This is a genomic window from Aeromicrobium sp. JJY06 (assembly GCF_044069275.1).
GTDB lineage: Bacteria > Actinomycetota > Actinomycetes > Propionibacteriales > Nocardioidaceae > Aeromicrobium > Aeromicrobium tamlense.
In genome coordinates, this window is the sequence record NZ_JBIMRD010000002.1 from 686,148 (window position 1) to 698,166 (window position 12,019).

The 12,019-nt window shown below is 72.0% G+C and carries 15 protein-coding genes and 4 tRNA genes; 8 read left to right on the plus strand and 11 right to left on the minus strand.

The features are described from left to right. Positions 1-19 precede the first annotated feature (19 nt). Entirely contained in the window at positions 20-1,186 is a 1,167-nt protein-coding gene (locus ACGWYL_RS14855) for an MFS transporter (RefSeq protein WP_395487571.1), read from the plus strand. Here ACGWYL_RS14855 and ACGWYL_RS14860 read toward each other — a convergent pair. From ACGWYL_RS14860 to ACGWYL_RS14870, 3 genes are read right to left on the minus strand one after another with little or no spacing between them, the layout of a single operon-like run. Then, positions 1,149-1,751: a phosphoribosylanthranilate isomerase gene (locus ACGWYL_RS14860; protein ID WP_395487572.1), complete on the minus strand. Its 603-nt coding sequence runs from the start codon at positions 1,749-1,751 to the stop codon at positions 1,149-1,151. The genes ACGWYL_RS14855 and ACGWYL_RS14860 overlap by 38 nt on opposite strands. A 45-nt stretch (positions 1,752-1,796) precedes the next feature. Further along, positions 1,797-2,816 (minus strand): hemolysin family protein, encoded by a 1,020-nt coding sequence (locus tag ACGWYL_RS14865; RefSeq protein WP_179424216.1) that lies wholly within the window; start codon positions 2,814-2,816, stop codon positions 1,797-1,799. After that, positions 2,813-4,186: a hemolysin family protein gene (locus ACGWYL_RS14870; RefSeq protein ID WP_269302468.1), complete on the minus strand. Its 1,374-nt coding sequence runs from the start codon at positions 4,184-4,186 to the stop codon at positions 2,813-2,815. The genes ACGWYL_RS14865 and ACGWYL_RS14870 overlap by 4 nt, the downstream gene beginning before the upstream one ends. A 191-nt stretch (positions 4,187-4,377) precedes the next feature. Here ACGWYL_RS14870 and ACGWYL_RS14875 point away from each other — a divergent pair, with 191 nt between their 5' ends. Continuing rightward, a complete protein-coding gene (locus ACGWYL_RS14875; protein ID WP_179424215.1) occupies positions 4,378-4,764 on the plus strand; it encodes a DUF1304 domain-containing protein in 387 nt (128 codons plus the stop codon). 13 nt (positions 4,765-4,777) lie between these two features. Here ACGWYL_RS14875 and ACGWYL_RS14880 read toward each other — a convergent pair whose 3' ends face one another. From ACGWYL_RS14880 to ACGWYL_RS14905, 6 genes are all read right to left on the minus strand, one after another. Further along, positions 4,778-5,437, minus strand: coding sequence for a hypothetical protein (locus ACGWYL_RS14880; RefSeq protein WP_179424214.1), 660 nt, complete (start codon positions 5,435-5,437; stop codon positions 4,778-4,780). A gap of 14 nt (positions 5,438-5,451) precedes the next feature. Next, positions 5,452-5,607 carry a hypothetical protein gene (locus ACGWYL_RS14885; protein ID WP_179424213.1) on the minus strand — a complete coding sequence of 52 codons (156 nt, stop codon included), beginning with the start codon at positions 5,605-5,607 and terminating at the stop codon, positions 5,452-5,454. Between the two features lie 105 nt (positions 5,608-5,712). After that, complete coding sequence (locus ACGWYL_RS14890; RefSeq protein WP_179424212.1) at positions 5,713-6,003, minus strand: WhiB family transcriptional regulator; 291 nt, start codon at positions 6,001-6,003, stop codon at positions 5,713-5,715. A gap of 203 nt (positions 6,004-6,206) precedes the next feature. Next, a tRNA-Val gene (locus ACGWYL_RS14895) sits at positions 6,207-6,278 on the minus strand. 71 nt (positions 6,279-6,349) lie between these two features. Next, entirely contained in the window at positions 6,350-7,513 is a 1,164-nt protein-coding gene (locus ACGWYL_RS14900) for a DUF222 domain-containing protein (RefSeq protein ID WP_395487573.1), read from the minus strand. A 45-nt stretch (positions 7,514-7,558) separates the two neighbouring features. Further along, positions 7,559-8,392 carry an aminotransferase class IV gene (locus ACGWYL_RS14905; protein ID WP_395487574.1) on the minus strand — a complete coding sequence of 278 codons (834 nt, stop codon included), beginning with the start codon at positions 8,390-8,392 and terminating at the stop codon, positions 7,559-7,561. 81 nt (positions 8,393-8,473) lie between these two features. Here ACGWYL_RS14905 and ACGWYL_RS14910 point away from each other — a divergent pair. The 6 genes from ACGWYL_RS14910 (at position 8,474) to ACGWYL_RS14935 (ending at position 10,792) form a co-directional block, all read left to right on the plus strand. After that, positions 8,474-8,545: transfer RNA gene (locus tag ACGWYL_RS14910), tRNA-Gly, on the plus strand. A gap of 28 nt (positions 8,546-8,573) precedes the next feature. Next, positions 8,574-8,644: transfer RNA gene (locus ACGWYL_RS14915), tRNA-Cys, on the plus strand. A 21-nt stretch (positions 8,645-8,665) separates the two neighbouring features. Next, positions 8,666-8,737, plus strand: a tRNA-Val gene (locus tag ACGWYL_RS14920). Positions 8,738-8,811: 74 nt separating this feature from the next. Next, complete coding sequence (locus ACGWYL_RS14925; RefSeq protein ID WP_179424209.1) at positions 8,812-9,348, plus strand: VanZ family protein; 537 nt, start codon at positions 8,812-8,814, stop codon at positions 9,346-9,348. A 189-nt stretch (positions 9,349-9,537) separates the two neighbouring features. Beyond that, a complete protein-coding gene (locus ACGWYL_RS14930) occupies positions 9,538-10,296 on the plus strand; it encodes an SGNH/GDSL hydrolase family protein (RefSeq protein WP_395487575.1) in 759 nt (252 codons plus the stop codon). A gap of 22 nt (positions 10,297-10,318) precedes the next feature. Continuing rightward, complete coding sequence (locus ACGWYL_RS14935) at positions 10,319-10,792, plus strand: YbaK/EbsC family protein (protein WP_269302478.1); 474 nt, start codon at positions 10,319-10,321, stop codon at positions 10,790-10,792. Here ACGWYL_RS14935 and ACGWYL_RS14940 read toward each other — a convergent pair whose 3' ends face one another. Both ACGWYL_RS14940 and ACGWYL_RS14945 read right to left on the minus strand, forming a co-directional pair. Next, complete coding sequence (locus ACGWYL_RS14940; RefSeq protein ID WP_269302480.1) at positions 10,793-11,698, minus strand: hypothetical protein; 906 nt, start codon at positions 11,696-11,698, stop codon at positions 10,793-10,795. Beyond that, positions 11,695-11,949: a helix-turn-helix domain-containing protein gene (locus ACGWYL_RS14945; RefSeq protein WP_179424205.1), complete on the minus strand. Its 255-nt coding sequence runs from the start codon at positions 11,947-11,949 to the stop codon at positions 11,695-11,697. The genes ACGWYL_RS14940 and ACGWYL_RS14945 overlap by 4 nt, the downstream gene beginning before the upstream one ends. Positions 11,950-12,019: the final 70 nt, after the last annotated feature.

A 12,019-nucleotide genomic window follows, 5' to 3' on the forward strand; every position in this document is an offset into this window, starting at 1 on the left:
CTGTGAAGTGAGGAGCCCGATGACCCGTCGCGAGGAGCTGGCACTGAGCGCAGCCGGCCTGTGCCTGATCGGTGCCTGCTACGGGCTCGCCCGGTTCGCGTACGGCCTGTTCGTGCCCTCGTTCCGCGACGAGTTCTCCCTCGACGCGACCGCCACCGGAGTCATCGCCTCCGGCGGGTACGTCGTCTACTGCGTGGCGGTGCTCGCCGCGTCGGTGCTCACGCCGCGGCTCGGCGCCCGGGGGGTGGCGGTGACCGCCGGCGCCTTCGCGACGGCGGGCACGTTGACGATCGCGCTCGCCGGCAGCACACCCGCGCTGGTGCTCGGCGTCCTGCTGGGCGGGGCGAGCACCGGACTGGTGTCCCCCGCTCTCGCCCACGCGGTGGCGCACCGGGTGGCCTCGGAGCGACAAGGGCGCGTCCAGACGGTCGTCAACGCCGGCACCGGCGTGGGGGTCGCCATCGCCGGCCCGATCGCCCTGCTGACCCGCGACGAGTGGCGCGAGGCCTGGCTGTCCTTCGCGATCCTCGCCTCGCTCGCGACGCTCTGGGCCGCCGTCCGGGTCCCGGGCGACCGCGGTGACGCTCCGCCGACCGGACTGCTGCCGCGGCCCTTCTTCCCGCCGGGGAGCCTGCACCTCACGGTGGCCGCAGTCCTCGCCGGGGCCGCGAGCGCCGCCGTCTGGACGTTCGGTCGCGACCTCATGGTCGCCGAGGGGCTGGACGAGCAGGGGTCCACCGTCGCGTGGATCCTGCTCGGCGCCCTGGGCGTCCTGGGCGCCGGCGCCGGCGATCTCGCCGCACGACTCGGGATCCCCGCGGCGTGGTCCGGTGCGACGCTCCTCCTCGCCGGCGCCACGGCACTGCTGGCCGTCGCGCCGGGCCGGCTCGCGACCGCTTCGGTGGCCGCCGCTTCCTTCGGCGCCGCCTACATCGCCGTCACCGGCCTGCTGCTGGTGTGGGCCACGCGCGTGCACCCCCGCAGTCCCGCCGCAGGCGTGGGCTGGGCGTTCCTCGTGCTCGCCCTCGGGCAGGCCGCGGGCTCGTCGGCCCTCGGCGCGGTCGACGAGGCCTCGGACGCGCGGACGACCTTCGTCGTGGCCGCCCTCGCGGCGGTCGTGGCCGCAATGGTCCGGCCGACCGCCCGGGTCAGCCCCGACGCGCCGCCGCGACGAACGCGCGGATGAGGTCGGAGGACTTCTCCCCCGGCGCGACCTCGACGCCGCTCGAGACGTCCACCCCACCGGGACGGACCGCCGACACGGCCTCGGCGACGTTGGCCGGCGAGAGTCCGCCGGCCAGCAGCCACCGGCCGTCGGGCGCGCGCTCGGCGAGCTCCGACAGGTCCCAGCGCTCGCCCGAGCCGGGCTTCGGCGCGTCGAGCAGCAAGGCCTCCTCGCCCCACGCCCCGACCTCGAGCGGCGGGTCGAGGTCGAGCGAGGTGGCCCGCCACACGCGCGGGATGACCGCGAGGGCCGCGGCGAAGTCGGCCTCGCCGTAGACACGCCCGTGCAGCTGCAGGACGTCGAAGCCCAGCCGCTGCGCGGTCCTCGCCGCCTCGGCCGACGGGAGGTCGTTCACCACGAGCACGGTGTCGGCGGCGCCCGACGCCTCGACCACCGCGCGAGCCTCGTCGTCGGTGGCCCGGCGCGGGCTCGTCGCGTTCATGACGACGCCGATCGCGTCGGCGCCGGCGTCCACCGCCGCGCGCGCGTGCTCGGCCGTGCGGAGTCCACAGATCTTCACGTACACGCGAACCAGTCTCCCAGTCTCCCGACGCTCCAGTGCCGCGCCGGCCTAGACGGCCTGCGTCGGCGTGGGGAACAACCGGTCCAGGACGTCGGTCATCGTGATGACGCCGTGGACCCCGTTCGTGCCCGGCGCGCCGACGACGGCGAGGTGGCTGCGCGACTCCCGCATCGACGCGAGTGCGCTGAACACCGGGGTGGTCGGGTCGAGCGCGAGCACCGGCCGGACGAGCGCACGCACGGGGGCGTCCGGCTCGTGCAGCAGGGTGTCGCGCACGTGCACGAAGCCGTGCGTCGCGTCCTCCTGGTGGAGCAGGATCCGCAGGTGCCCGGACTCCTGCGCCGCCCGGCGCACGTCGGCCACGGTCGCGTCCGCGGGCACGCCCACGGGCTCCGAGTCCGCTGCGAGCAGCTCGGCCACCGTCAGCGACTGGAGCTCGAGCGCCACCGAGAGCTGGCTCGAGTAGGCCGGATCGAGCGTGCCCGCGGTGGCGGAGTGCGCGACCAGGTGACGCAGGTCGTCGCTCGTCTGCCCCGAGGCGACCTCGTTGGTCGGCTCGACGCCCACGCGGCGCAGGCACCGGTTGGCCAGCTCGTTCAGCCCCCGCAGCAGCGGACGCGTGAGCCACATGAAGCCGCGCATCGGCAGCGCCAGGACGGTCGCCGAGAGCTCGGGGTGAGCGATCGCCCACGACTTCGGCGCCATCTCGCCCACCACGAGGTGCAGGAACGTGACGATGATCAGCGCGAGGACGAAGCCCGCGACGTCGGCGACCCACAGGGCCATCCCCCAGGTCTCGAACCACGGAGTCAGCCAGTGGTGGACCGCCGGCTTCGTGATGGCACCGAGCGCCAGCGTGCAGGCGGTGATGCCCAGCTGGGACCCCGCCAGCAGCAGGGTCAGCTCGCTCGAGCTGCGCAGGGCCGCCCGGGCGGAGCGGCTCGTGCTGGCGGCGTCCTCGAGACGGTGCCGCTTGGCGGCCAGGAGCGCGAACTCCACGGCCACGAAGAACGCGCTGAGGGTGATGAGCGCGACGGTGGCGCCGACGATCAGCCAGGGGTTGCTCATCGGAGGGCCTCCTCGGCCTGGTCGTCGACGGGGGTGGTGACGCGGACGAGCGCCGGGACGTGCCGCTCGATCGCGAGCACCTCCACGCGCAGCAGCGGCGGCGCGACGTCCTCGGCGCCGACGAGGTCGGACGGGCGCAGCGGCAGCTCGACCTCGACGGTCGAGCCGAGCTCGGGCAGGGCGCCGTGGTGGGCGATGACGAAGCCGGCGATGGTCTCGTAGTCGCCGGGCGGCAGCTCGTGACCGATCGCGCGCTCCACCTCGTCGATGTGGACGTCGCCGCCCATCACCCAGCTGCCGTCGTCGGGCTGTGGCTCGGCCGTCGGGTCGTCGGGATCGTGCTCATCGGTGATCTCGCCGACCAGCTCCTCGGCCAGGTCCTCCACGGTGAGCACACCGGCGAATCCGCCGTACTCGTCGACCACGCAGGCCAGCTGCTGCCGCTCGCCGGTCAGGGCCTGGAGCGCCGCGGGCAGCGCCATCGTCGTGGGCAGGATGAGCGCTGGTCGCAGCAGGTCGGCCGCGGTGGGCTCGGCCGACCTGACGTCGGCCTCGAGCACGTCCGCGAGCTGGACGACGCCCAGCACCTCGTCGTCCTCGCTCAGCACCGGGTAGCGCGAGTGACCCTCGGCCATGACCGTGCGGATCTCGTCGAGCCCCGCGTCGGGGCGCAGCACGTCGACGCGCGAGCGCGGGATCATGGCGTGCTCCACGTCGGCCTGCGGGAAGTCGAGCACGCGGTCGAGCAGCGTCGACAGCTCGTGCGGGAGATCGCCGCTGCGCTCGGACTGCTCGACGATGTGCTCGAGGTCGCGCGGCGTGGCCGCGTGCTCGACGTCGTGCACCGGCTCGATGCGCAGCGCACGCAGGAGCGCGTTCGAGGCGGCGTCGAACAGCGTGATCAGCCAGCCGAACGCTGCGAGGTAGATCGTCGTCGAGCGGGCCAGCCACAGCGAGACCGGCTCCGGCCGCGCGATCGCGAGGTTCTTCGGGAACAGCTCGCCGAAGACCATCTGGACGAACGTCGACAGCAGCAGCGCGACGACCGTGCCGATCGCGATCCCGACGCCCGTGGGGACGTCCACGCCTCCGAGGGCGGTGCCGAGCGACTCGCCGATCAGCGGCTCGGCGACGTAGCCGACCAGCAGTCCGGTGACGGTGATGCCCAGTTGGGCACCCGACAGCATGAAGGACGTGCGGCGCGTCACGGCCAGCGCACGCCGGGCCCGTTGGTCACCCTTCTCGGCCAGGGCGCCGAGCCGAGCGCGGTCGACCGCCATGTAGGCGAACTCCTGCGCCACGAAGTACCCGGTGACGGCGGTGATCGCCAGGACCACCACGACGCCGAGCAGCAGTGTCAGCGCCCACATCAGTTCTCATTCCCCCCGTCCGCGTCTTCCTCAGGTGCAGGCAGGGGGCTCGTACTGTGTATGTCCATGTCTCTCTCGGGTAGACGGCGGACGACGGCGTCGTCCATCAGAGTGAGGCGAGTCTAAGCGCCGCCCCCAACCGCGGCACGCCGGTGCGTGCGCTCGGGCCCTTTGCAGGGCAGGATCGGGCCATGGTCACGATCGGTCTGGTCCTCGCGGGGCTCGCCGCCCTGCTGCACGTGTACATCTTCGTGATGGAGTCCGTCACCTGGACGAGTCCGCGGACCCGCGCCACGTTCGGACTCAGCGCCCAGGAGGCCGAGGCGACGAAGCAGATGGCCTACAACCAAGGCTTCTACAACCTGTTCCTCGCCATCGTCACGGGCATCGGCATCGCCCTCGTCCTGTCGAACGAGGACGACGCCGGCGTGGCGCTCGTGCTCGCCGGCATCGGCTCCATGGCCGCCGCCGCGCTCGTCCTGCTGCTCTCGGACCGGAGCAAGGCCCGCGCCGCGATCACCCAGGGCACGCTTCCCGTGCTCGGCATCGTCGCGCTGCTCGTCGGCGTCCTGGCCTGAGCCCCGCGGGGCGTCAACGACGCGCGGCCCGGGTCAGCGCCGTGCCGATCAGGTCGTTGCGGATCTCGCAGCCCCGCGCGTTGACGTGGATGCCGTCGCCGAGCAGGCGGGACCGGCCGTCGCGCAGCCGCCGGGTGTTCTGTCGCGACCACTCGAGCACCTCGATGCCCCGAACGCTGCGCAGGGCGCGGTTCGCCGCGTCGTGCCCCGTCACGGCGTCGGCGTAGACGTCCACCCACACCAGGCGCGTGCGTCGCGGCAGCAGCTGGCGCGTCCGGACCACCTGGGCGCGAAAGGCGCGAACGTCCTTCAGGTCATTGGTGCCGACCGCCATGACGACGACCGGAGGAGCGCCGTGCCGGCGCACGTCGGCCGCCAGCGCGTCGACCGCGCTCTCGGTGTCACGGCCCCAGTGCGCGTCGACGGCGGTGCGGACGGTGACGATCCGCCGCAGGTGCTGCCGCGACTGAAACGTGATCGAGTCGCCGTACGTCCAGGCCCCGGCGCGTCGGTAGGTCGCCGGAGCGGACTTCGACATCGGTCGGGCGGTGCGAGACTCGGGCTCGCAGGGCGGCGCACCGCGGGCCACCTCGACCGAGGTGGCCGCGTGGGCGACGCCGGGCAGGAGCGAGAGAGCGACCGCGGCGGCGATCGCGACGACGACGTGCTTCACGGGTGATCGGCGCCTCAGAAGTCGCCCACCCACAGGCAGGTCTTGACGTGACCCCGACTGGGAGGCGAGTACCGCGCATCACCGTTGCAGCCCTCGGTGCCGCACACCAGCGATGCGTCCTGCGAGCTCGCGGCCATCCAGGCCGCGAGCCGCTTGACCAGGTCTTTCATGCGTGGATGCTCGCATCACGACAAGTGCCGTGACCGCGGATTCAGCAGAGATGACCCCGATGGGCCATGCGGGCGCCGGTCACGCCGCCCGCACCCGGGTCGGTCTCAGCCGACGGCCACCTGACGGCCCGCGAGGATCTCGGTGCGCTCGGACTCGGTGAGACCGCCCCAGACGCCGTACGGCTCCTGGACCGCGAGCGCGTGCTCACGGCACCGGTCGATGACCGGGCACGTGGCGCAGACGGCCTTGGCGTTCTCCTCACGGCGGTGCCGCTTCATCCCACGCTCGGCCTCGGGCGAGAAGAAGACCGAGGAGTCGGCACCCATGCAGGCGCCCTCCCACTGCCATTCGTAGGACTCGATGATGGGCGACGGAAGCCTCTTGATGTTGACCATGGAACTGCCCCTTCCCCAGGGGTGCGTACTGACGCGAGCTGGGTGCACAACTCGGTGAGTAGTCCGACCGTACTACGTAACTTATTCATGTGGCAAGCAACGTGAATAGGTTTTTTCTCAGGAATCGGACGTGCGAGCACGAGGTGAGGACCCAGCAATGCCGAGAGCCCCGGAACCGTTGCGGTTCCGGGGCTCTCCTCGGGTGGGCGATACTGGGTTCGAACCAGTGACCTCTTCGGTGTGAACGAAGCGCGCTACCACTGCGCCAATCGCCCGAGTGCGACGACCAGACTAACGCACACCCCCGGCGCAGCACGAACGGGGGCATCCCCGATGCCCCTCGTCCCTACGCCACCGCCCGAATCGTGCCGTCGCGCGAGTGAACGTGGGTGTGGCAGACGGCGCAGCGTCCGGTCATGACGCCGAGGTCCGTGGGTCCGCCGAGCGACCACGGGATCTCGTGGTGGACGTGGTCGATCGGGTTCCGGCACCCCTCGGTGGCGCACTCCCCGCCCTGCCGGAGCCAGATCGCCTGCCGCTGCTTCCGGGTGGCGAGACGTTCGGCCCGGCCGACGTCAAGGATCTTCAGGTTCGGCTCGATCCGCTCGACGAGCACGGGCGTGAGGGTGGCGCCGCACGCGAGATGGCGCAGCAGGTTCCGGCCGATCATCCCGAAGCCGACCAGCACGGCGGGCTCGCCGGCCTCGAAGGACGATTGCGCGCCCGGAGCCAGCGCCTCGCGCAGCGTCCCGGCCTCGACGATGACGTGCAGCTGGGGCGCCACGGTGCCGTCCGTGGGCAGGCCCTCGGCGAGGACACGGTCAAGGAGGTCGTCGAGCGCATCGACGCGCCGCTGCGCGGCCGTGCGCTCGTCGCAGGCCTCTCCGGGCGCGGAGGCGGCCGTGAGGAAGGCCTGGAGGCGTGCACCGGTCTGGATCGGCAGGAAGCCGTTCACGTGCCAGCCGTCCTCGAACCGGTGCAGCTGCAGGTCACGTCGGTCCATACCGCGCAGCCAGGCCTCGTCGAGCGCCTCGGGGTGCATGACGTCCTTGAAACGGCGTGCCACCCGGCGCAGCTCGGTGGGCTCGGCCACGAGGGCCACGTCGAGCAGTGCCGGCTCGAGCTCGACCGTCTCGGGCTCCCCCACGTGCCGCAGCGCGAAGTCGAACGCCTTGGCGTGTTCGGCCGAGATCCGGCCCTGACGGTGGGCCTCGGCCATCGCCGGCAGCCGTCGCATCGCCCGCGCCGAGCGCAACCGCGAGCGGGTCTCGGCGGCGTCGAGACGCACCTCGCGTCGCGCCCAGGTCTGCACCGTGGACGCGTCCTCCTCGCGGTGGACGCCCGTCTCCTCGATCGCGAGCAGCGACTCGGAGATCGCCGCGTCGAGCGCATCGCGCGCCGCGACCATCGCGCGCACCTCGTCGAGGGCGGACGACGAGACCGACCGCAGCGTCTGCGCGGCGTCGCGCAGGCGTGCGATCACGGCGTCGCCGGCGGTCGTCGAGGTCATGGAATCGACACTAGGGACGACCACCGACACCGACTCAGGGCGTCGTCACGGGTCGGTCGACTCGGCCTCCCGGGCACGCCAGATCTCCTGCGCGCGCCGGGTGATCGGGCCGGGCGCGGGCAGTTCGCGGTCGTCCACCTGACTGATCGCCTGGATCGTGCGTGTGGTCCCCACGAGCATCACCTCGTCGGCGTCGAAGAGGACCTCCAGCGGCGCGTCGCGCTCGACCACGTCCAGCTCGCCGGAGAGCCACTCGATGGCCAGCGCACGCGTGATTCCGGCGAGACAGCCCGAGTGCAGGGTCGGCGTGACGACCTGCCCGTCCAGCACGTACATCACGTTCGAGCCGGTGCCTTCGCAGAGGTGGCCGCGCGTGTTCGCCATGACGGCCTCCGAGGCGCCGCGCGCCTTCGCGTACTCGACCATCTTGGCGTTCTCGGCGTACGACGAGGTCTTGAGTCCGGCCAGCGCGCTCCGCTCGTTGCGCGTCCACGGCACGGTCGCGATCCGGCTGACGGCGGGCGGGCGCTCGGCCGGCTCGGTGACCACGACGTGCGTGAGGCCACTGCTCCCCCGCGGCGAGCCCAGCGGGCCCTTCCCCGAGGTCACCGTGATGCGGATGCGTCCGAACGCGAGCTCCTGGCCGTCGATCGTCGCCGTGATCCCCTCGCGGAGCGCCTCGACGTCGGGTCGGCCGATCCCGAGACCTTCGGCGGACGTCACCAGGCGGTCGAGGTGACGCGTCATCGCGAACGGCTCGCCGTCGATCACGGCGGCCGTCTCGAACACTCCGTCGCCCACGACGAGCCCGTGATCGAGCACACTCAGGACCGGTTCGTCCGGTGATTCCAGCACCTTGCCGTTGATCCACGCCTTCATGACTCGACTGTAGGCCGACCCGGTTTTGAGTGCGCCACGACCATCGGCTAATGTTTCTTCTCGGCCGGTAACGCGGCCAGCGCGGATGTGGCTCAGTGGTAGAGCATCACCTTGCCAAGGTGAGGGTCGCGGGTTCGAATCCCGTCATCCGCTCGGAGAGGGTCTCGCCGGACCCATCTGCGGTGGGTTGGCCGAGAGGCGAGGCAACGGACTGCAAATCCGTTTACACGGGTTCAAATCCCGTACCCACCTCGCTGAAAACTGCATCACCACGGGCGATTGGCGCAGCGGTAGCGCGCTTCCCTGACACGGAAGAGGTCACTGGTTCAAACCCAGTATCGCCCACCCACTGAGAACCCCCGGGAGACCGGGGGTTCTCGCATGTTCAGGGCTGGTCCCCACGGGAGGAGCGACACCGAGTGTTCGGCGAGGTCCCCGTGCTGCCCGTGGTCGTGCCCCTCGCGGCTGTCGTCCTCCTCGTCCTGCTGTGGGTCCTGCACCGTCGGGAGCAGCTCACGGCGCCGCGGGCGTCGGTCGCGCTCGTGCTCTGCGTCTACGCCGCCGGAGTCGTGGCGAACACCGTGTTCCCGATCTACCTGGACATGCCCGGCGGCGACCGCCCCTGGCACGCGTCGCTGTCCACCGTGCCCCTCGTGGACTACGAGCTCGCCGACGCGGTGATGAACATCGTCGTGTTCCTGCCGGTCGGGGTGCTCGTCCCGCTGCTCGTGGCGGGTGCGTCCTGGCGGCGCGTCCTGGTCGTGGGAGCGGCGTTCAGCCTCGCGATCGAGGTGTCCCAGTACGTCGCGGCGCACCTCTTCCACGGCGGCCACGTCGCCGACGTGAACGACCTCCTCTTCAACGTCGCGGGAGCGCTGCTCGGCTTCGGTCTCCTCACGGCGCTGTCACGGCTCACGCGGGTCGACGTGCTGGTGCAACGGTTCAGCTGGCACTGACCCCGTCGCGATTCGGGGGCGGGGCCCCCGGCATGTGACAATCTCCGGGGCCCTTTCGCGACCTCGTCGCGGATCCGGCCCCCCAGTGACGACACGCCGTCTCACTCCCGCGTGCCGAGGCACGATCGGACGCGGCGGGCGCGCTATCTTCTACTGACTCAGCAGTAACGAACCCTCGGAGGAACCGGCGTGACGAGCCGTGCTCACTTGCCCTGGCGGCGCCTCGGACTCGTGGCCCTGGCCATCGCCGGCACCCTGATCGCCCTCGTCACCGGCGCCGGAGCGGCCTCGCCGTCCACGACGCCCGCGGCCAGCCCGACAGTCGCCCCGGTCTCCGTGCCGGCGCAGCCCGAGACGATGCTCGTCATCGGCGACTCGTACTCCTCCTACTACGGCGACCGCCACAGCCGCTATCCCGGCTGGTGGGCCATGCTCGCCACCGACCTGGGCCTCGAGCCGCAGCTCGACGCGATGGGCGGCACCGGCTTCCTCTCGCGCAGCAGCAGCTGCGCGCACACCCGCTTCAAGGCCCGCCTCGACACGGTGCGCGCCGTCGACCCGCGCATCCTCATGATCGAGGGCGGCCGCAACGACTGGCGCCGCTGCACGCGCGACGGTCGCGTCGTGGAGGCCACCCGCACCGAGATCGAGCGGGCGACCGACGGCTTCTTCGCCGAGCTCGCCGGCGTCTGGGACGAGCTCGGTCATCCCCGCGCCGAGGTCTACGTCATGACGCCCTGGGGCACCACGAAAGCGCGTAAGGGCCGCATCATCCGCCCGATCGTGCAGGCCGCGGCCGAGCGCTACGGCTTCTCGTGGGTGGACACCGAGTCCCTGACCCTGGCCCAGGCACCCGACGGCATCCACCCCAACAACGACGGCAGCCGCTTCCTGCGCGACCAGGTCCTGCAGAACTCCGACCTCGCCGACCGCTTCCCCCGCGTCTGACGCCGTCGGGCAGGATCGACCCATGTCGATCGAGAGCGTGCAGGAGTTCCTGAGCGAGCACGGCCGCGGCGGCGACATCCGCCGCACCGACGGATCCAGTGCCACCGTGGCCGAGGCCGCCGCGGCGTTCGGCGTCGAGCCGGCCCGGATCGCCAAGACCCTGTCCTTCCGCGGCGACTCCCCCGAGACCTGCATCCTGGTCGTGATGGCCGGGGACGCCCGCACCGACAACGCCGCGTTCAAGGCCCGCTTCGGCCGCAAGGCCACGATGCTCAAGGCCGACGAGGTCGAGGCGCTCACGGGTCACCCCGTGGGCGGCGTCTGCCCGTTCGCGAACCCCGAGAGCGCCACCGTGTTCCTCGACACGTCGTTGAAGCGCTTCGACACGGTGTTCCCCGCCGCCGGCAGCGCCGACTCGGCGATCGAGCTGACGCCTGCCGAGCTGGAGGTCCTGTCCGGCGCCTCCGCGTGGGTCACCGTGAGCCGCCTGGCCTGATCAGGCGGCCCCGCACGACACGCAGTGCGGCGAGCCGACGCGGCGGGGTGCCCCGCACGTGGAGCACTCGCCCACGACCTCGCGGCCGCAGCCGGCACAGTGGGCGCCCGGCATCCCGGCGTCCTGGTGCGGGAAGCCGCAGAACGGGCACTCCCCCTTGCGCACCCGCCGCCCGGGCAGCCGCGCCGCGAGGTACCTCTGCAGGACACGGAACGCCACCACCGTGGCCGCGACGCCGAGGGCCGACAGCACGAACGGCCCGAGATCGAGCGGGTCGATGTAGTCGGTGACGTAGTCGATCGCGAAGACCAGCGCCATCACCGCGCCGACGGCGGCGCCCGCGAACGCCAGGGTGAGATAGCGCGAGTCGCGCCGCCGCAGCCGCGCCATCAGCTGGTAGGCGCCGACGGTCCAGGCCGCGACGAACGCGAGGCGGATGCCCGCGACCAGCCACGCCTTGAGCCCGGAGCGGTTCTCCCGGTCGTAGTCCTCGCGTGCCTCGACGGCGGCCTTCTCGGCCGTGCTCGCCTGCTCGGTGGCCGTCGTCAGGGCGGCGTCAGCGCGCTCGTACTCGCCCTGGGCCTGCTCGTACTCGGCACGCGCGGCCTGCACGCCCTCACCTTCCTGCAGGGCGACCTTGTACTCCTCACGCTCGAGGTCGAGCTGGACGAGCGCCTCGTCGCGGGCGGTCTCGGCGTCCCAGCGGGCGTCGGCCGTCTCCTGCTGCCGGTCCTCGGCCCGGACCACCGCGGAGTCGTCGACCGACGGCATCGCGTCGTCGACCCACGCCGGGACCTTCACGTAGAACCACACCGTGCCGACCAGCAGGAAGGCCGCGAGCAGGACCGCCAGCAGCCGCTCGCTGCGCGTGGACTCGATCTCCTCGGTGTTGACGCGGGTGCTCATCGGGACTCCTTCATGGGACGGGTGCGCGGGCGGAACGTGACGTCCAGCTCGCAGTCGAGGGCCGCGGCGATCCGCAGCAGGGTGTCGAGCTTCGGCGGCCGTGAGCCGGTCTCGAAGCGGGCGATCGCCGACTGGGTGGTGCCGCACAGGTCGGCCAGCTCGCGCTGGGACAGGCGGCGCACGGTGCGCTGCTCGACCACCTGCCGGGCGATGCCCTCGTAGAAGTCGTCGTGCTCGATCGGTCCTCGCATGCCGGGACCGTATCGCACGCGTGCTATGCCTGTCCATAGCACCCGTGCAATGTTCGCTCAGCACCTTGCG